Raw genomic sequence first — 17,430 nt, 5'->3', positions numbered from 1 at the left:
TGTTCATTCTAAAGAACATGCGTTCGCCATTCCGAACAACGCTGGCTCGGGACGTCTCCCTGGTATGCCTGGCCGACGGCATCGTCGGCCTGTCGTTCGGCGCGCTCACGGTCGCCGGCGGGCTGCCGATCTGGGTACCGGTGCTGATGTCGCTGCTGGTGTTCGCGGGCGGCGCGCAGTTCAGCGCGGTCGGGGTACTGCTCGGCGGTGGCACGCCGATCGCCGCGGCCGCGACCGGGCTGCTGCTCAACGCACGGCACGTGCCCTTCGGCTTCGCCGTCGCGGACGTGCTCGGCAAACTTCGGTTCGCCGGCGCGCACCTGATCGTCGACGAGTCGGTCGCCTTCACCCTCGCCCAATCCGACCCCGCCCGCCGCCGCACCGCGTTCTGGGCCTCCGGTCTCAGCCTGTTCGTGGTGTGGAACCTCTGTGTCCTGGCGGGAACGCTGGTCGGGCGAGCGATCGGGAACACCGACGCGCTCGGCCTCGACGCCGCGTACCCGGCAGTGCTGCTGGCCCTGGTCCTGCCCGCGCTGCGAGATCGGGGAACCCGGCGCGCCGCGCTGCTCGGCGGGGCCATTGCGCTGGCCACCACGCCGTTCCTGCCCGCGGGCCTGCCGGTCCTGGCGGCACTGGTCGCCCTGGTGATCGCATGATGCTCGCCGCGATCATCGTCCTGGCCGCCGGGACCTACGGCTTCCGGTTGGTCGGCCCAATGCTGCACCGCCGCTTCGAGCTTCCCGCCCGCATCCGCCGCCTCCTCACGGCCGGAGCGGGTGTGCTGCTCGTCGCCCTGCTGGTCACCTCGGCACTGACCCAGGCTCACGGCTTCGCCGGTTGGGCAAGGCCGGCGGGCGTTCTGGTCGGCGGGCTCCTCGCCTGGCGAAAGGCCCCCTTCGCGCTGGTCGTGGTGGCGGCCGCCGCCACCACCGCCCTACTGCGTGTCGCCGGAATCACCTAGCCGACACCCCCGAGCGCGCCGCATACGGCAGAGCTAGGCATCGCGCCTCGCCAGCACTATCGAGGCCGTCCCGAGCGCGGCGACCAGATAACCGACGAGCACCGCCGCCGCTCCGGCCGGCGACAGCAAGGGATGGGACGCGGTCCCGGAAAGTTGGGCGCCAAGGCTGGGCAACATCACCGCGGAAACCCGTTCCCCCCATGGCGAAGGCAGGAAGTTCACCACGACCGGCAGGACGAAGAGCAACCCGGCCATGGTCACCAGCATGCCCGCGACGGACCGGATGATCGCGCCGACGCCCAGGCCCACCAGAGCGATCACCATGAGGACGAGCCCCGAACTGAAGGCCGACGGTATCCCGTCCGCCAGCGAGGGCCACGGGGCGATCGGGACCGGCCGATCACCGATGATCAGTGCCACGGCGAGCAACAGCAGGAACGCCAGCGCCTGACCGGCCAGCAAGGTCACCAGCCCGACCACGGTCACCTTTCCGGCGAGCATGAGCCATCGCCTCGGCACGGCCACCAGGGAGCTGCGGATCATGCCCGTTCCGTATTCCGAGGTGATCGCGAGCCCGCCCAGCGCGGCCAGGCAGAACTGGGCGAACGGCAGGACGACGACCGAGGGGTCGGCGCTGCCGAACGCGGCCTGGTCCGCGGGCGACGAACGGTCCCAGTCCGCGGTCATCAGCGATGAAACCAGGCAGCCGCCCAGAAAGATGAGCAGCACCGCGGCCAGCAGCCAGTAGCTCGAGCGGATGGAACGAACCTTCACCCATTCCGCGGCGATCACGTCGGGCAGGGTCTGTCGTGACTGCTCGCTCATCGCGCCGCCCGGTACTCGACATCGGAACCGGTGAGCGCGAAATAGGCGTCCTCCAGCGACTCACCCTGTGCGGTCAGTTCGGCGATCGAGGTCTCCGCGAGGAGCCTGCCCCGCCCGACGATGAGCACCTGGTCGGCGGTCAGCGCCATCTCGCTCATCAGGTGGCTCGACACCAGGACCGTGCGACCTTCGGCGGCCAGTCCGCGAAGGGCGCCGCGGATCCAGCGGATGCCGTCCGGGTCGAGGCCGTTCACCGGTTCGTCGAACAGCAGGACCCCGGGGTCGCCGAGCAGGGCGGCCGCGATGCCCAGCCGTTGCTTCATGCCGAGCGAGAAGGTGCCGACCCGCTTGCGGGCGACTTCGGCGAGGCCGACCTGGTCGAGCACGGCGGTCACGCGCCGGCGCCCGATCCGGTTGCTGCGAGCCAGGCAGTACAGGTGGTCGAACGCGGTGCGCCCGCCGTGCACCGCGTTCGCGTCGAGCAGGGCGCCGACCTCGTGCAAGGGCCAGGTGCTGTTGGCGAACGAGCGGCCGTTCACCCGCGCCTCGCCCGAGGTCGGCTTGTCGAGGCCAAGGACGGCCCGCATGGTCGTGGACTTGCCCGCGCCGTTCGGGCCGAGAAAGCCGGTGACAGAGCCTGGCCGCACGGTGAACGTGAGCCCGTCCACCGCCGGCGTGGCGCCGTATCGTTTGGTCAGTTGCCGCACTTCGATCATGCCGTTCACGGTCCCGCGGTCCGGCCCCCGTCGCATCGGAGCAGGGTCTGGACATTCGACGTGAAATCAGACCGTGGTCTGAGGGCGGCGAGCGGTTCGGCGATTAACGTGCGAGGGGTGCATCGACCACCACTGGCCGCGAAGCTTCGCCGGCACCACCTGATCGCGCTCGACTGCCTGGTCGCCGCGGTGCTGGTCCTGGTCGGGGTGGCCAACCTCGCCGCCGGCGCGTGGGAGCCCGGTCACTTGCCCGCGTGGCTGACCTGGTTCGCCGCGTTCGCGATCGGCGTGCCGGTGGCCCTCCGGCGGGTCTGGCCGCGGCAGGCGTTCGCCGCGGCTCTGGCGATATCGGTCCTGTGCGCGCTCGGCGGCGGCGCCTGGGTCACCTATTTCGCGCTGGCCCTGCCGGTGTACACGTTGGCACTCGGCGAGTCGCGCCGGCTGTCGTTGCCCGCACTGTTGATCACGCTCGCGTTCACGCTGGCGGTGAACCTGGCGACGCCGTCGACGGGCATCCTGGGTGCCGTCGGGCTCGGCTGGACGGTGCTCTGCTCCGCCTGGCTGATCGGCCGCGCGGCCAACGAGCGCCGCCACTACCTCGCGCTCTCCGCGGAACAGCGGACGCGCGAGGCGGTGACCGGCGAACGACTCCGGATCGCGCGAGAGTTACACGATGTCGTCGCGCACAGTCTCAGCCTGGTCACCGTGAAGGCATCGGTGGCGCATCACCTCGCCGACGAGGACCCGGCACAGGCCAAGACGGCACTCGGTGTCATCGAACACACGGCACGGGAGGCGTTGACCGAGATGCGGCAGATTCTCGGTGTGCTGCGGTCGAACGGGGATGCCGGCGAGCTGGCTCCGGCACCGGGGCTGGCCGGGCTCGGCGAGTTGGCCGAGCGGGCGCGGATGGCCGGCGTCGACGTTGCGCTGGAGGTGTCTGCCGAGACCCTGCCGGAAGGGGTCGAGGTGTCGGTCTACCGGATCGTGCAGGAGGCGCTGACGAATGTGGTCAAGCACACGGGCCCGGCGAAATGCCGGGTCGGGGTGGGGGTGGGTGAGGGCGTGGTACGGGTCGAGGTCACCAACGACGGCCCCAGCGTGACCGGTGGGAACCCCGGCCACGGGTTGATCGGGATTCGTGAGCGGGTTTCGCTCTACGACGGCGCTTTCCGTGCCGGACCACGCCCGGAGGGCGGATTCGCGGTGACCGCGGTGCTGCCCTATGAGTGAGGTGCGCGTGCTGATCGCGGACGATCAGGCGCTGCTGCGCGGAAGTTTCCGCATGCTGGTGGACTCCACGCCGGGGCTGTCCGTGGTCGGTGAGGCCGGCACCGGCGTCGAGGCGGTCCGGCTGGCGCGGCGGGAGCGGCCGGACGTGGTGTTGATGGACATCCGGATGCCCGAGATGGACGGGCTAGAGGCGACCCGGCTGATCTGCGGCGGGCGCGAAAAGGGGCCGGTGCGGGTACTCATCCTGACCACGTTCGATCTTGATTCCTACGTGTATACGGCGTTACGGGCGGGGGCGAGCGGATTTCTGCTCAAGGACGCCAAGCCCGCGGACCTGCTCTCCGCCATCCGCGTCGTGGCCGGCGGAGAGGCGCTACTCGCGCCGAGCGTCACGCGGCGGCTCATCGAGCAGTTCGCCAGGGCTCCGGTCCGTGCCACGGCCCCCACACTCGAAGGCGTGACCGGGCGAGAGCGTGAAGTGCTCACGCTCATCGCCACCGGCCTGTCGAACAACGAAATCGCCACCGAACTGAACTTGAGTCTGGCAACGGTGAAGACCCACATCGGTCATCTCCTGGCCAAGCTCCACGCCCGGGATCGAGCACAGCTGGTGATCACCGCCTACGAAAGCGGGCTGGTCTCCGCTGCGCGCTGAAGCCCGAAACCCCCGTGCCCCGTTCGAACTAGGCCACGTTCTGGCGGCTGCGCACCTGGCGGCGTTCCTCTTCGGTCAGCCCACCGAAGATCCCATGATCCAGCCCGTTTTCCAGGGCGTACTCCAGGCACTCGGCGCGCACCGGGCAGCGCGCGCACACGGACTTCGCCTGCGCGACCTGCCGCGCTCCCGGGCCCAGCTCGGACACGGGAAAGAACAACTCCGGGTCCTCTTCCCGGCAGGCGGCACGATGCCGCCAATCAACGATCACTCGCTTCACTTATGCCGCCTCCTTCCGGCGCGTTCGGGGCACAGCTTCACCGCTACGGGAAAGCTCGTTGGGGGTCCCGGATTGTTTCAACGCTTTCCCACCGGGCCGTTGTTCCCGCCCACATGGTCCTACCCAGTCAGCCTCGACCCCAACCGCTTTTTTTCCGGGCAGTCCGACGGCAAAAACCGGTAAGACCCAACTCACCAGCAGCCTACCGTCGGCCGGCAAGCGGAACCCTATGACATACACCACCCGTTTTCGCTGGTCAGCCAGCTGAGAGTCGAGTCCACTTTGGAACAGGGGTGTCTTCGCTCAGGCCGTCCACCGACGAGTCAAGCGTTTTCAAGACCCGCGCTGGTGAGGCAGAAAACACTCACGGCGCATAGGCGGCCAACCCGAACAGGTCGAACAGACGCTGTTGTGTGGCGTCCCGCCGGGTCAGGATCCGTCGCGTGCGGGGACGGCCGCCGGTGGAGGAATACCGGAGCACCGTTTCGCCGATCCCGGACAGTTGGTCGAGCAGTTCCCGGACGGACAGGTCGAGCCCGGCCCGGTCCGCTTCCCGCCGCATCAGGTGCGTGACAGCGGTGGTGAGCACGGTCACCAGGGAATGCACCGCGATCCGGTGCTCGTTCCATCGGCCCTCCACGAACGACCCGTTGAGCACTCGGAACGTCGAGTCGAGGTGGTAGCGCGCCCGGTAGGCGGTGATCACATCGGCGACCGGCCAGTCGTCGCGGTCGGTGACCAAGAGTTGCTTGCCGAAGAACTCCTGGTCCAGCCGCGCCCGGGCGGCCTCGTCCAGCCGCGATTCCAGCCGCAGTTCCCCCGGCTTGGTGCCGGTGAGCCGGGCCGTGAGCACCCGGTCCACCCAGCGCACGCGGGTGATCCGGGAGATCTCGGTGAGCAACTCTTCGCGGGGCCGCCGGTTGGGGTTCGCCGCCAGCGCGAGTGCCAGCCCGTCGAGCTGGCGGGTCGCGCTGCTGAGGGCCTGGGCGAAGCCACGGGCCTGCGCCGCGTGCAGCCGCGCGGAGTGGGTGAGAACGACCCGCCGGTTCGCACCGGACACGTACGCACGGGTGTCCAGCGCGGTCAGTCCGGGAAAGCGCTCCGGGTCGACCGGCCGCCGGGCGGACGCGGGCCAGGCCAGCAGGTCCGGATAGTCCGCGGGCGGAAGGGCACCGACGAATGGCAGGCCGGCGTCCAGATCGAGTTGCGCGTGCTGGCCGGTGTCGAAGACGAGGGTGACCGTTCCGCGGTGTCGACGGGCAAGCCGGTCGACCGCGACGCCGAATGGGACCACGTCCGGTTCGCCGCGCCGATACGCGTTCGAGACCAGCGGGATCGCGCCGTCCCGGGTCACGACCGCGGTGATCCCGGAGAGCACCGCGGCGGCGGTGTCGGACTCGGCATAGGTGGCGAAGTTCGGCAGGTCCACGGCGAGCGCGATCGGGTCGGCGCAGCCGAGCCGATCCGCGACGGCATCCTGGATGCGCTCCAGCTGGGATGGGGTGAGCCGACGGGTGACACGCCAGAACTCCTCATCACGCACGGCGTCAGCGGACAACCGGGGCCGCACGAACCTCGCGGCGGCGCTGCCGGCCCACCACTCGGCAAGGCCGGAACCGGGCGCGGTCGCCCGGTGCAGCACGGCGAGCGCGAAGTAGCGGCCCACCGGCGTCCTGCGCAGGCCCGCCGCCTCGTCGATCGCGGGCACGAGCTGGAGTCGCTCCAGGGTCGCCCAGACCGCGGCCACGTCACCGAAGGCCAGATGCGTGGTGTGCTCGGGCACGGGGCCGCGGGCGTCCATGGCCGCGGCGATGTCCTCGGCGGAACCGAGGTAGCGCTGGGCGGTGATCCGTGGCCGGCCGGACACCCGTGCCGACTCCACGAGGTAGTAGTAGGTCCGTCCGTTGACACGCTTGCCGACCACCGAAGCCATACTTTAGGTAATACCGTCACCACCGGTTCCACGCAACGCGCGCCCGGCCATGAACAGCGGAAACACCCGCCGCCGCCCGGTTATCGGGAAATCGACCCAACCGTGTGTGGAGAAGTATCGCCACGCGGACTTAGCGTTTGGGTCATGGCATCCACTGTTAGCACGCCACCTCCGACGGCGTCCGCGATGCGCCGTGCGCTGGCCCGCGCCCGCGACGGCAAGACCCTTGACGTCGCCGAGGCCGCCGTGCTGCTGCACGCCCGCGACGAAGATCTGGAGACCTTGTCCGAGCACGCGAGCCGCGTCCGGGACGCGGGGCTCGCCGCGGCGGGGCGGGCGGGCGTGATCACCTACAGCCGAAAGGTGTTCATCCCGCTCACCAGGCTGTGCCGGGACCGCTGCGGCTACTGCACCTTCGCCACGGTTCCGGGCAAAGTGGACAGTCCGTTCCTGTCACCGGACGAGGTGCTCGACATCGCGCGGCAAGGCGCGGCCATGGGCTGCAAGGAGGCGCTGTTCACCCTGGGCGACCGCCCCGAGGACCGGTGGAAGGCCGCCCGTGACTGGCTGGACGCGCATGGCTACGACGACACGCTGTCCTATGTACGGGCCATGGCGATCCTCGTGCTGGAGGAAACCGGCCTGCTGCCGCACCTGAACCCCGGCGTGCTGACCTGGCAGGACTTCCAGCGGCTCAAGCCGGTCGCGCCGTCGATGGGCATGATGCTGGAGACCACGGCCACCCGCCTGTTCAGTGAGCGCGGCGGCCCGCACTTCGGTTCCCCGGACAAGGACCCCGCGGTGCGACTGCGGGTGCTGGAAGACGCCGGGCGCACGTCGGTGCCGTTCACCACGGGAATCCTGATCGGTATCGGGGAGAACTTCGCCGAGCGCGCCGACGCATTGTTCGCCATCCGGAAGGTGGCCCGTGCCTACGGCGGCATCCAGGAAGTCATCGTACAGAACTTCCGGGCCAAACCGGACACGAAGATGCGCGCCACCCCGGACGCCGACCTGGCCGAGCTCGCGGCCACGATCGCCGTCGCACGTCTGGTGCTCGGCCCGAAGGCACGGATCCAGGCGCCGCCGAACCTGATCGGTGACCAGTACGGGCTGATGGTGCGGGCGGGCATCGACGACTGGGGCGGGGTTTCGCCGCTCACCCCCGATCACGTCAATCCCGAACGCGCCTGGCCACAGATCGACGAGTTGGCCCGGCAGACCGCGGCGGCCGGGTTCCAGTTGCGGGAGCGGTTGACCATCTACCCGGAGTACCTGCTGGCCGGAGAGCCGTGGCTCGATCCGCGGGTGGCGGGGCACGTGGCCGCGCTCGCCGACCCGGAGACCGGTCTCGCCCGCGAAGACGCGCGGCCGCAGGGGCGGCCCTGGCAGGAACCCGATGGCGGCTGGCAGGAGCAGGGCCGTACCGGGTTGCACGTGGAGGTCGACACCGTGGGCCGCACGGACGACCGTCGCGGCGACTTCGACTCGGTCTACGGCGACTGGAACGAGCTGTCCGCGGCGGTTCCCAAAGCCCAGGCGCCGCGCCGGATGGACTCCGACATCGCGGAAGCCTTGCGCCGCGCCGAACGGGACCCGGTCGGACTGTCCGATGAGGACGCTCTGGCGCTGCTGCACGCGGACGGCGCCGAACTCGAAGCGCTGGCGGAGCTGGCGGACGGCCTGCGCCGGGACATCGTGGGCGACGACGTGACCTTCATCGTCACCCGCAACATCAACTTCACCAACGTCTGCTACACCGGTTGCCGGTTCTGTGCCTTCGCTCAGCGTCGCACGGACGCCGACGCCTACACCCTTTCCTTGGCCCAGGTCGGCGACCGGGTGGAGGAGGCGTGGGCGGCCGGCGCGACCGAGATCTGCATGCAGGGCGGTATTCATCCCGACCTGCCGGGCACGGCGTACTTCGACCTCGCGGCCGAAGTCAAGCGGCGCCGCCCGGACATCCACCTGCACTCCTTCAGTCCGATGGAAGTGGTCAACGGCGCATCGCGCACGAATCTGTCCATCTCCGACTGGCTGACCAGGGCGCGAGAGTCCGGAGTGGACTCACTGCCGGGCACGGCGGCGGAGATCCTCGACGACGACGTCCGCTGGGTGCTCACCAAGGGCAAGCTGCCCACCTCGAGCTGGATCGAGGTGATCTCCACTGCGCATAAGCTCGGCATCCCGACGACGTCGACCATGATGTACGGCCACGTCGACACCCCAGCGCACTGGGTGGGTCATCTCAAGCTGATCGCCGGCCTGCAACGCCGGGCGCTGGAGACCACCGGCCGACGCGGGTTCACCGAGTTCGTGCTGCTGCCGTTCATCCACCAGAACGCGCCGATCTACCTGGCCGGCCTGGCCCGCCCCGGCCCGACCGTACGCGAGAACCGCGCGGTGCACGCACTGTCGCGCCTGCTCCTGCACGGCCTGATCGACAACATCCAGTGCTCGTGGGTGAAGCTCGGTGACGAGACCTGCCAGGCAGTGCTGCGGGGTGGCGTGAACGACCTCGGCGGCACGCTGATGGAGGAGACCATCAGCCGCATGGCGGGCGCGAGCAACGGCTCCTACAAGACCATTTCGGGCTTCGAGGAACTGGTCGCGCCGCTGGGCCGCCCGCTGGTCCAGCGCACCACCACCTACGGACGGCCGCCGGCCGAGCGCGTCGCCGCCGCGCGCGCGAACGACGGGGTCACGCCCGCCGTCCGCCATTCCCTCCCATTGGCGACCTGAACCGACCGGGGCGATTTCCACGGCACGGAAGGGAAATCGCCCCCACAACTAGCCTCGGCCCGAGCTTGACGCTATTTCTGTGCGGCGACGAGGAACATCGGCACCGCGACGAAGATCCGGTTTGTGCGGGCGCGCTCGGCCTGTTCGGCGAGCCAGCTTTGCTCATCGGTGATCCGGCGCAGCAGGGCAAACGCGGTGTCGTCGGTCAACACAAGGGTGCGCACCTCGACGACCGGGTCGGTGAACCCGGCGTCGAGCAGCAGGTTGCGGTACCTGCGGGCGACCCGCGGCGACGGCAACGAGTCCGCCTTCGCGTGAACCAGCCGGCGAGTGGTCTCCGGGTCGTCCGAGTCGATGACGATCGCGTCCCAGTCCTGGCCGAGCAGCACAATCCGACCGCCCGGCGCGAGCACCCGGCGAGCCTCGGCCACGGCTCGCGCCGGATCGTCGAGGAGGTGCAACACCTTGTCCGCGCGGTAACCGGCAACCGACCCGGTCTCCAGCGGCAACTCGCAGGCCTCGCCGACGTGGAACTCAGCCGCCGGCCAACGTTGCCGGGCCACGGCGATCATCTCGGGGTCGAGGTCGACACCGACCGCACGAGCCCCGCGGTCGGCCAGCTCGGCGACCGCGCGGCCACCCCCGCAGCCGACGTCGACCACGGTGCGGCCGGTGAGGTCGCCGAGCAACTCGTAGGAACGCGCACGCAGCTCGACGGCCGCGGGCTGCGCGTCGCCGGCATCAAGGACAGCAAGCAGACTGGACATGCCCGCCATGATCGGACTTAATGTCGACATGAAGTCAAGCCCGATGACGATCGGCCAGGTAGCCGACCACTTCAACCTGCCGACGCACGTACTGCGGCACTGGGAATCGGTCGGCCTGCTCTCCCCCGCCCGCGTCGCCGGCGACCGCCGCCGCTACACCCGCGACGACCTGGTCCGGGTGGCGTCGATCGTGGTCGCGAAGCAGGCCGGCCTGCCACTACCGGACATCCGGGAGTTCCTCACCTCCATCCACACCCCCGCCGGCAAGGACGTACTGCGCCGCAACCACCGCGCGCTGCAGGTCAGGATGACGGCGCTACAGTCGGCACTCGACCTCCTCGAAGCCGGCCTGAACTGCGCACACGAGGACATCACCACCTGCCCGAACTACCGGGCACACCTTACGAAGCCGGCGGACTTTCAGGACCCGGTGTAGACCGCCCCAGCGGCGTCCGGCTCCTCACTACCGAGCACCGGCACGTGGCTGAGTACCTTGCGCTCGGCGGCACGTCTGGTCCCCTGGCTTCCCGACGAACTACTCGACGGCTTCATCGCCGACTACCTGGCCATCGGCGAGCCCAAGTCGCCAGTGTCCAATGTGCGCTACGAAATGGCGGTCTACACGCCCGAGCGCTTGCGCCCGTTCCAGGATCAAATCGGCAATGAACACGTACAACAGGGCCTGAGATCCGGCGCTTCCGATCGCACCGTCGACGAACTCACCGAAGTTTGGCGCAGCGCAGGCGAACTGGACGCGCTGCACCAACTGGCCCTGGTCCGGACCGGCTACGCCTTGGACCGCGTGCGTTCCTTCCGCGAGGACCTCGATCAGCCTACCTGGGAGATGCTCGTCGAACTCGCCGGAGGGCTCCCCGACCGGGAAGGCAGGGCAAGTCATCAGCCGGCGTTCATGGGTTTCGTGGCCGACGCCGGAGAGAGCCCACACCTGGTCGGCGATTGGTTCTCGAACAACATCCCAACCAGCGAGGAGTGAGTCTTCGCGCCCTGGGTGAAGAGACCATGCACCAAGTTGGCGGATTACCTCGATGGCACCGCCCGGACAACCATCCACGATGCCCCGAATGCCGAAACGCCATGCCGTTCATGGCTTTCCTGGACAGCACCCGAAGCCCGTTCGAGCCCCTCGACTTCGGCGGGATCATCTACTGCTCCTGGTGCGACGACTGCCGAGTATCGAGCACAAAGGCACAACGCTGAACGCCATTCCCTTCCACTGACAATTTGACTGTGCGATCACAGGTAGTCGCGCCAGAACGACACGGTGGCGTGCGGTGACCAGTCCTCCGGGTGTTCGGGCCGGGGTTCCTCGAACTCGTAATTGACGTAGTCGGCCAGGTCAGTCCCGTAGTAAATGATGTCCGTTCCCCATATGGACAGGACCGGGTGTCCGAACGTGCCGCGTCCTGCCGGCAGATACCGATGCGCATAGATCGGAATCATTCTGGGCACGTCCGCCAGCAAACGCCGAGCCACCGCCACCGCTGCCTCAGGTGTGTCCGGCCGCGCACCCCAGGCACCAACCCAATGCCCATTGGTCTCAACCGACCACAATATGCTCTCAACCGGCCAGTTGAGCTGTTTACGCAGTTCCTCGGGATCACCGCCACGCCACTCCGGCCACGGCTTCTCCCAGGCGTGAATGACCCCCGGCTCCGGTTCGAAAGGGCGGTTCATCGGCAAACCCGCCGCGAGGAACGCTCGGTGATCATCGGCGAACTCAAACCCATGTTCGCCTTCGATGCGGGCGAACTCCGCGTCGGTCAACCCCGGCGCGATCTCGCAGCAACCAAGTTCAACCAGACGGCGCGCAGCCGCCACTCCCAGGCTGACGCCCCCGCTTCTCGACACACCGGAACCCTAACGCCGCCGGCGGCGACCTCCGCCTTGGCCTGTCATCACGTTTGAAACCACTGTCAGGCAGTGAATTTCCCAATGAGCCGGCGGCCCTTTCATGAATGCTCAGCCTTGGCTTGCGGAGCCTAAAGCGATGGTCAGGGTCTTGGTTTCCAAGTCGGGTGTGAGCCAACCCGTCAGGTCCTCGTCGGGCAGCAGGGCTGACCAGTCGAGATCCTCGCAGGATGCGGCGGCTCGATCGAGGAGAAGCGTGAAGTCCCACTGTTCTTGCTTGCCTTCGCCATCACCGATCCACGCACGTCCACGTATGCGGGGCTGCTCGCCGCGAAGATCGAACGCTTCGGGAACAATGCCGTCGCACCACAGATGGCGGAGACGGTCGTCTTCGAATCGTGCCAGTTCTCGGCACATCCGGTACTCGAGCCGGAGCCAATAGTCTGGTTGGTCCATGGCGGTGTACCTCCCCTTCGGCTTCCTGGCGCTTTCGGCTTCCCGTAATGGTAAGCACCACTTACGGTGGTTCCATCCGGAGTAACCGTCTCCAGGGAGGCCAAAGATGTCCACCCAGCCGTCCGTCGCGAGCAAGGTCGAAGGCCAGACGATTCCCGCGCTGCTGCGCCGGAATGCCACCGAATACGGCGAACTTCCGGCGCTGACCTCACTGGACGACGAAACCCGGCCGACGCTCACCTGGGCCGAGCTCCGGCACGAGATCGCACTCACCGCCCGCGGGCTGGCCGGACTCGGTCTCGGCCGGGGAGACCGGATGCTGATCATGGCGCCGAGCACCCCCGACCACCTCGTCGTGGACCTGGCCGCCGCGCACCTGGCCGCGATCTCCTGCACCGCGTACGCCACTCTCAGTCCGGACCAGATCCACTACGTCGCCCGGCACAGTGCCGCGCGGGTGGTGGTGCTTCAAGGCACGGACGAACTGAAGCGGTGGGCACCGGCACTCGACGCCCTCCCGGCGCTGGGGCACGTCGTGCTGATCGACGCCGAAGCGATGCCCCCCGACGACCGGTTCGTCAGCCTGGCCGAGCTCCGGCGGCGGGGCGCCGAAGCGCACGAAGCGGACCCGGACGTCTTCGAGCTGTTCTGGTCGGGCATCCGGCCCGACGACCCACTGGCGATGATCTACACCTCGGGCACCACCGGCGAGCCGAAGGGCGTCGTGCTCTCGCACCGCAACGTCATTCACGAGGCGTATGCCGTGCAGGAGCTGCACCAGAGCCCGATGCACATGTCCAACATCGCCTACCTCCCCCTGGCACACATCGCCGAGCGCGAAATCTCGATCTACATGCCGATCGTCTACGCCGGTCACGTGCACACACTGGCCGATCCGACGACCGTCGCGGCGGCGCTGGCGCGCGTGCACCCGCAGGGCTTCTTCGGCGTGCCAAGGGTGTGGGAGAAGATGGTCGCCGCGCTGAAGAACATGCTCGCCGCGGCGCCGGAGGACCGGCGCAACGCACTGCTCGAGGCCAGCGAGTTGCGGCAACGCGGTTACCGGCTGCGCAACGCGGGCGAAGCGGTTCCTGAGGAGCTGACGGCGAAAATCGAGGAGGCCGACGCCAAGCTGCTCGCCCCGGTGCGCCAGTTGCTCGGGCTCGACCGGTTGTGCTTCTGCTCCGGCGGGGCGGCCCCGCTGCCGCTGGAGGTGCTGTACTTCATGGCCGGCCTGGGCGTGGAAATCCGGGAAGTGTGGGGCCTTTCCGAGACCAGCGGGGCAGTGACCACCAACCACGAGCGCGCCTTCCGGGCCGGGACGGTCGGTCAGGTCGTGGCCGACACCGAGGTGAAGGTCGCCGAGGACGGCGAGCTACTCGTTCGCGGCCCTCTAGTGTTCCTTGGTTATCTCCGCGAGGACGGCTCGATCGAAGCCGCCACCGACGCCGACGGCTGGTTCGCCACCGGGGACATCGGCTCGATCGACGAGGACGGGTTCGTCACCATCACCGACCGCAAGAAGGAACTGATCATCACCTCGGGCGGCAAGAACATCGCGCCCACGCGGATCGAGGGCCTGCTCAACGAGCACCCGCTGGTCGGCCAGGCCGTCGCGATCGGCAACAACCGCCCCTATGTCACCGCGCTCATCGTGCTGGACGAGGAGATCCTGCCGGGCTGGGCCGCCACGCGCGGCATCGACACCGCCGATCCCGCGGCGCTGGCGAACCACCCCGAGGTACGCGCGGAGATCGACCGCGCGGTGGCGGCCGCCAACTCCCGGCTGGCCCGGGTCGAGCAGGTCAAGCGCTACCACCTGCTCACCCGGCCATGGACCCCGGAGTCCGGCGAGATCACCCCGACCCTCAAGCTCAAGCGCCGGATCATCAACGCCCGCTACGCCACTGACATCGAGGCCCTCTACACCCCCTCCTGACTTCCCCGCACCGCCACGCAAACCAGTCCACAACAGTATCCAGTCACGCGGAGCGCAGCGGGGTGGAAGTACCCTCCGTCCACTTGCGGAGACGTGGCGGGACGCGCTTTTCCAGCCCGTACGGTTCCAGGTGGGCGCCGAAGATCTCGTCGAAGGCCCGGCTCACGGTCTCGGCGTCCCACGCCTGGCGTTCCAGGATCGGCGCCTTCAGATACGGTTGTCCGACGATGTGCAGTTGCGGACCGTTACACCTGATCAACTGGCCGGTGATCCCCTCGGCAGCGTCGGAGAGCAGGAACAACACCACCGGCGCGATGCGCGACGGCGTACGGTCCGGCGGGCAGCCACGCAACGAGCGCTCGGACTTCCAGACCATCCGGGTGTGCGCCAGCGGGCAGATCGCGTTGACCCGGATGCCGGACTCCTCCAGATCCAGCGCCCACGAGTATGTCAGCGACGCGACCGCGCCCTTGCTCGCCGCATACACGCCCAGTTTGCGTTGCCCGAGCGACGCGCCCGAAGACACGTTGACGATCGCACCGCCCCGCCCTTGCTCGATCATCGCCTTCACGGCGGCGATCCCCATGTACATCACGCCGAGCACGTTGACCTCGACGAGTTCGCGGACGCGGTCGGGCTCCTCCTGCCACGGCAGGGCCTCGTAGTTGAGCCCGGCGTTGTTGACCAGCCCGTCGATCGAGCCGAACTCGGCGACGCACAGGTCCACGATCGCCTGCGCCTGTGCCGGGTCGCTCACGCTGTGGCCGCTGGCCACCGCCCGGCCACCGTGTTTGCGGATGTTCTCCGCCGTACGCCAGGCCATCTCCTCGTCGACGTCGTTGACGACCACCGCGGCGCCCGCCTGCGCGAGGTGCGTGGCGAACGCCTCGCCGAGGCCGCGGCCCGCCCCGGTCACCACGACCGCCCGGTCCTGCAAGTCCCGCAACTGCATGTTCATCTTCCTCACTCCCACTGGCCGGCCCCGACGCAGCCGTGAGGGCTCCCGCCGGCCAGCCCCAGTCTTCGCGCCGTCCGGAGTGGACAGCGACTCCCTCGACGACGAACGGTGGCCTGATTGCGCTGAGCGCTGCGTCAATGACCAGTGGGACATTCCCCCCGGACCGGTCAGCGCGGCCACGGCAATCCGCCGTTCGTCGTAGCTCGAGCCACGCCTACTGCGGCCGGATGGGCCCAAAGACGGGGACTGCCCGACTGTGACTGGTCGCCTTCATGCAGTAAGCGTCATACTGAGGGTGTTCTCGCCTACCGGTTGGGTGAAGGCCGGGAACCAGACGTTCGGGTGGAGGAGTCTGTGAGCGTAGGCCAGCGCGTTCACCGACTGGGGGGAGATGGGAAACGGTGATGACCAAGACCCGTCCGGCCATGCGGGCCACAATCGCCAACCACGAGTTCCGGACGGTCTGGCTCGCCGAGGCGCAGTCCGTGCTGGGCGACCAGCTGACCACGGTCGCGCTGTCGCTGACCGTGTACGAGCGCACCGGGTCGGCCCTGCTGGGGGCGGTCGCCTACGCGCTGACCTTCCTCCCCGCGCTGGCCGGCGGCCTGGGCCTGAGCCACCTCGCCGACCGGTACCCACGGCGCACCGTGCTGGTGGTCACCGCGCTGATCCAGGCGGTGTTCGTGGGTGCCATGGCGGTCCCCGGCATACCGCTGGTGCCGTTTTGCGGGTTCCTCGTGCTGGCCCGGCTGGCGGGCTCTCCGTCCAACGCCGCCCAGAACGCGCTGACCCGGGAGATCTTCACCGACGACGAGCTCTACCTGCGCAGCCAGGACATCCGCGGGATCACCACGAACACCGCGCAACTGCTCGGCCTCGCCGGCGGCGGAATACTGGTCACCACGACGGGTGCTTCCTGGGCGCTGGGTATCGACGCGATCACGTTCGCGATCAGCGCCGCCGCCCTGCACCGGTGGGTGCTCGCGCGGCCGGCCGCGGGAGACGGGACCGGGACCTGGTTCGGCGCGATCCGCTGGGTCGCCACGCAGCGGCGCCTGCGGGTGCTGCTGGGGCTGTCCTGGCTGGTCGGACTGGCGGTCATCCCGGAAGGTCTGGTGGCGCCACTGGCGCGGGAGATCGGCGCGCCGGACGAAGCGGTCGGGTGGCTGCTCGCCGCCGATCCGCTCGGCTTCATCGTCGGCGTCTTCCTGCTGTCCCGCTACGTCTCGGCGGAGGCTCGCAAGGCCGCGCTGGGGGTGCTCGCGGTCGTTCCGCTGGTCGTCCTGCTCGCCTTCGCGAGCAAGCCGTCGCTGGGTCTGGCGCTGGTCATCCTCGCCGCGGCGGGCGCCGCGGGGGCGTACATCGTCACGGTCGGGGCCACCTTCATCACCTGGGTGCCCAACGACCTACGCGGTGGGGCCGGCGGGCTGTACCGGACCGGGCTGCGGGTGTCCCAAGGGGTGGGCGTGGCAATCGGCGGCGTCCTGGCCCAGTGGACCGGTTCGGCCGGCGCCGCCATCACCATCGCGGCCGCCGCGGGCGTCGTACTCGGCGCCCCGGTCGCCTTCTCGTGGACCCGCGTGCGGCACGAGAATCGAGAAGCTCAGGTATGACATGGCGGTTCAGAAATCGCGGCTCGACACCTTGTACACCTCCTCGACGGGCCTGACTGAAACATCTCAAGCGGTGACCTGCGGTCAGAAGTCGCGGCTGGGCAAGACGAACACCTCGCATATCGCGGCAGAATATGGGGACGGGAGAACTGAGCAGCAAGAATCAGAAGTCACGGCTACGCACCGGGCGCACCTCCCACGGTCAGAAAAACGAACGGACCCAAACCTGCTGGCGCGGATCAGAAGTCACGGCTGGACAATTAGAACACCTCCGATCGAGGTTCTCACAATAGGCGAAGCAACGGTAGCTTACCGCGATGGTCCCGCCGACACGACCCATCCGGCGCGATGGAATGATACCTGGCGTACAACTCGTCCGGAACTCCAGCGAGTACCAAGGATGTTACCTATAGGTGCCGACCGCCGGGGAGAGGAGGTAGGCAGTGCCATTGTTACCGCCGCTGTCACCGCGCCACCACAAGC

At 68.7% G+C, this 17,430-nt stretch carries 16 protein-coding genes and 1 pseudogene; 9 read left to right on the top strand and 8 right to left on the bottom strand.

The window, feature by feature from the left end; all coding sequences use genetic code 11:
• The first annotated feature begins 17 nt into the window (after window positions 1-17).
• Entirely contained in the window at window positions 18-656 is a 639-nt protein-coding gene (locus A3CU_RS0113140; RefSeq protein ID WP_027942681.1) for an AzlC family ABC transporter permease, read from the top strand.
• Window positions 653-961 (top strand): AzlD domain-containing protein, encoded by a 309-nt coding sequence (locus tag A3CU_RS0113135; RefSeq protein WP_027942680.1) that lies wholly within the window; start codon window positions 653-655, stop codon window positions 959-961. The genes A3CU_RS0113140 and A3CU_RS0113135 overlap by 4 nt, the downstream gene beginning before the upstream one ends.
• 33 nt (window positions 962-994) lie before the next feature.
• Here A3CU_RS0113135 and A3CU_RS0113130 read toward each other — a convergent pair whose 3' ends face one another.
• Window positions 995-1,786, bottom strand: coding sequence for an ABC transporter permease (locus A3CU_RS0113130; RefSeq protein ID WP_245617044.1), 792 nt, complete (start codon window positions 1,784-1,786; stop codon window positions 995-997).
• 74 nt (window positions 1,787-1,860) lie between these two features.
• Window positions 1,861-2,502: pseudogene (locus A3CU_RS0113125) on the bottom strand (ABC transporter ATP-binding protein); the annotation flags it as partial.
• Window positions 2,503-2,619: 117 nt separating this feature from the next.
• Between A3CU_RS0113125 and A3CU_RS0113120 the strand changes: the two are divergent.
• Complete coding sequence (locus tag A3CU_RS0113120; RefSeq protein ID WP_245617043.1) at window positions 2,620-3,735, top strand: histidine kinase; 1,116 nt, start codon at window positions 2,620-2,622, stop codon at window positions 3,733-3,735.
• Window positions 3,728-4,390 (top strand): response regulator, encoded by a 663-nt coding sequence (locus tag A3CU_RS0113115; protein ID WP_027942676.1) that lies wholly within the window; start codon window positions 3,728-3,730, stop codon window positions 4,388-4,390. The genes A3CU_RS0113120 and A3CU_RS0113115 overlap by 8 nt, the downstream gene beginning before the upstream one ends.
• 28 nt (window positions 4,391-4,418) lie before the next feature.
• Here the strand turns inward: A3CU_RS0113115 and A3CU_RS0113110 are convergent, their stop codons facing one another.
• Entirely contained in the window at window positions 4,419-4,670 is a 252-nt protein-coding gene (locus A3CU_RS0113110; protein WP_027942675.1) for a WhiB family transcriptional regulator, read from the bottom strand.
• A 364-nt stretch (window positions 4,671-5,034) separates the two neighbouring features.
• The gene (locus A3CU_RS0113105) at window positions 5,035-6,603 is read right to left on the bottom strand and encodes an IS1634 family transposase (RefSeq protein ID WP_027942674.1); all 1,569 of its coding nucleotides are present in this window, start codon (window positions 6,601-6,603) and stop codon (window positions 5,035-5,037) included.
• 144 nt (window positions 6,604-6,747) lie between these two features.
• Between A3CU_RS0113105 and A3CU_RS0113100 the strand changes: the two genes are divergently transcribed.
• Window positions 6,748-9,345 carry a bifunctional FO biosynthesis protein CofGH gene (locus A3CU_RS0113100; RefSeq protein WP_084143240.1) on the top strand — a complete coding sequence of 866 codons (2,598 nt, stop codon included), beginning with the start codon at window positions 6,748-6,750 and terminating at the stop codon, window positions 9,343-9,345.
• Window positions 9,346-9,416: 71 nt separating this feature from the next.
• Here the strand turns inward: A3CU_RS0113100 and A3CU_RS0113095 are convergent, their stop codons facing one another.
• Entirely contained in the window at window positions 9,417-10,112 is a 696-nt protein-coding gene (locus tag A3CU_RS0113095; RefSeq protein WP_027942672.1) for a methyltransferase domain-containing protein, read from the bottom strand.
• Between A3CU_RS0113095 and A3CU_RS0113090 the strand changes: the two genes are divergently transcribed.
• Together A3CU_RS0113090 and A3CU_RS0113085 are read left to right on the top strand one after the other, a co-directional pair.
• A complete protein-coding gene (locus tag A3CU_RS0113090; RefSeq protein WP_245617042.1) occupies window positions 10,111-10,548 on the top strand; it encodes a MerR family transcriptional regulator in 438 nt (145 codons plus the stop codon). The two genes, A3CU_RS0113095 and A3CU_RS0113090, sit on opposite strands and share 2 nt — an antisense overlap.
• Before the next feature lie 57 nt (window positions 10,549-10,605).
• Entirely contained in the window at window positions 10,606-11,106 is a 501-nt protein-coding gene (locus A3CU_RS0113085; protein WP_027942670.1) for a hypothetical protein, read from the top strand.
• Window positions 11,107-11,366: 260 nt separating this feature from the next.
• Here A3CU_RS0113085 and A3CU_RS0113080 read toward each other — a convergent pair whose 3' ends face one another.
• Both A3CU_RS0113080 and A3CU_RS0113075 read right to left on the bottom strand, forming a co-directional pair.
• On the bottom strand, window positions 11,367-11,981 hold the full coding sequence (locus A3CU_RS0113080; RefSeq protein WP_027942669.1) for a hypothetical protein: 615 nt from the start codon (window positions 11,979-11,981) through the stop codon (window positions 11,367-11,369).
• Window positions 11,982-12,092: 111 nt separating this feature from the next.
• Window positions 12,093-12,437 carry a hypothetical protein gene (locus A3CU_RS0113075; protein WP_027942668.1) on the bottom strand — a complete coding sequence of 115 codons (345 nt, stop codon included), beginning with the start codon at window positions 12,435-12,437 and terminating at the stop codon, window positions 12,093-12,095.
• A 106-nt stretch (window positions 12,438-12,543) separates the two neighbouring features.
• Between A3CU_RS0113075 and A3CU_RS0113070 the strand changes: the two genes are divergently transcribed.
• Window positions 12,544-14,376 (top strand): AMP-dependent synthetase/ligase, encoded by a 1,833-nt coding sequence (locus A3CU_RS0113070; RefSeq protein WP_027942667.1) that lies wholly within the window; start codon window positions 12,544-12,546, stop codon window positions 14,374-14,376.
• Window positions 14,377-14,419: 43 nt separating this feature from the next.
• On the opposite strand, the gene A3CU_RS0113065 is transcribed toward A3CU_RS0113070, so the two are convergent.
• Entirely contained in the window at window positions 14,420-15,328 is a 909-nt protein-coding gene (locus tag A3CU_RS0113065) for an SDR family NAD(P)-dependent oxidoreductase (RefSeq protein WP_425388237.1), read from the bottom strand.
• A 431-nt stretch (window positions 15,329-15,759) separates the two neighbouring features.
• Here A3CU_RS0113065 and A3CU_RS0113060 point away from each other — a divergent pair, with 431 nt between their 5' ends.
• Window positions 15,760-16,947, top strand: coding sequence for an MFS transporter (locus tag A3CU_RS0113060; protein WP_027942665.1), 1,188 nt, complete (start codon window positions 15,760-15,762; stop codon window positions 16,945-16,947).
• The last annotated feature ends 483 nt before the right edge of the window (window positions 16,948-17,430 follow it).

The sequence above is a fragment of the Amycolatopsis taiwanensis DSM 45107 genome (assembly GCF_000519205.1).
Taxonomy (GTDB): Bacteria; Actinomycetota; Actinomycetes; order Mycobacteriales; family Pseudonocardiaceae; genus Amycolatopsis_E; species Amycolatopsis_E taiwanensis.
The sequence above is the reverse complement of the archived record's forward strand: the minus strand, read 5'-3'. Positions and strand labels throughout refer to the sequence as shown.

What these genes read in the sequence shown, in the direction of transcription:
- A3CU_RS0113140 (WP_027942681.1), top strand. Translation starts at nt 18, where the DNA reads ATGCGTTCGCCATTCCGAACAACGCTGGCTCGGGACGTCTCCCTGGTA.
- A3CU_RS0113135 (WP_027942680.1), top strand. Translation starts at nt 653, where the DNA reads ATGATGCTCGCCGCGATCATCGTCCTGGCCGCCGGGACCTACGGCTTC.
- A3CU_RS0113130 (WP_245617044.1), bottom strand. Translation starts at nt 1,786, where the DNA reads ATGAGCGAGCAGTCACGACAGACCCTGCCCGACGTGATCGCCGCGGAA.
- A3CU_RS0113115 (WP_027942676.1), top strand. Translation starts at nt 3,728, where the DNA reads ATGAGTGAGGTGCGCGTGCTGATCGCGGACGATCAGGCGCTGCTGCGC.
- A3CU_RS0113105 (WP_027942674.1), bottom strand. Translation starts at nt 6,603, where the DNA reads ATGGCTTCGGTGGTCGGCAAGCGTGTCAACGGACGGACCTACTACTAC.
- A3CU_RS0113100 (WP_084143240.1), top strand. Translation starts at nt 6,748, where the DNA reads ATGGCATCCACTGTTAGCACGCCACCTCCGACGGCGTCCGCGATGCGC.
- A3CU_RS0113090 (WP_245617042.1), top strand. Translation starts at nt 10,111, where the DNA reads ATGCCCGCCATGATCGGACTTAATGTCGACATGAAGTCAAGCCCGATG.
- A3CU_RS0113095 (WP_027942672.1), bottom strand. Translation starts at nt 10,112, where the DNA reads ATGTCCAGTCTGCTTGCTGTCCTTGATGCCGGCGACGCGCAGCCCGCG.
- A3CU_RS0113075 (WP_027942668.1), bottom strand. Translation starts at nt 12,437, where the DNA reads ATGGACCAACCAGACTATTGGCTCCGGCTCGAGTACCGGATGTGCCGA.
- A3CU_RS0113070 (WP_027942667.1), top strand. Translation starts at nt 12,544, where the DNA reads ATGTCCACCCAGCCGTCCGTCGCGAGCAAGGTCGAAGGCCAGACGATT.
- A3CU_RS0113065 (WP_425388237.1), bottom strand. Translation starts at nt 15,328, where the DNA reads ATGCAGTTGCGGGACTTGCAGGACCGGGCGGTCGTGGTGACCGGGGCG.
- A3CU_RS0113060 (WP_027942665.1), top strand. Translation starts at nt 15,760, where the DNA reads ATGCGGGCCACAATCGCCAACCACGAGTTCCGGACGGTCTGGCTCGCC.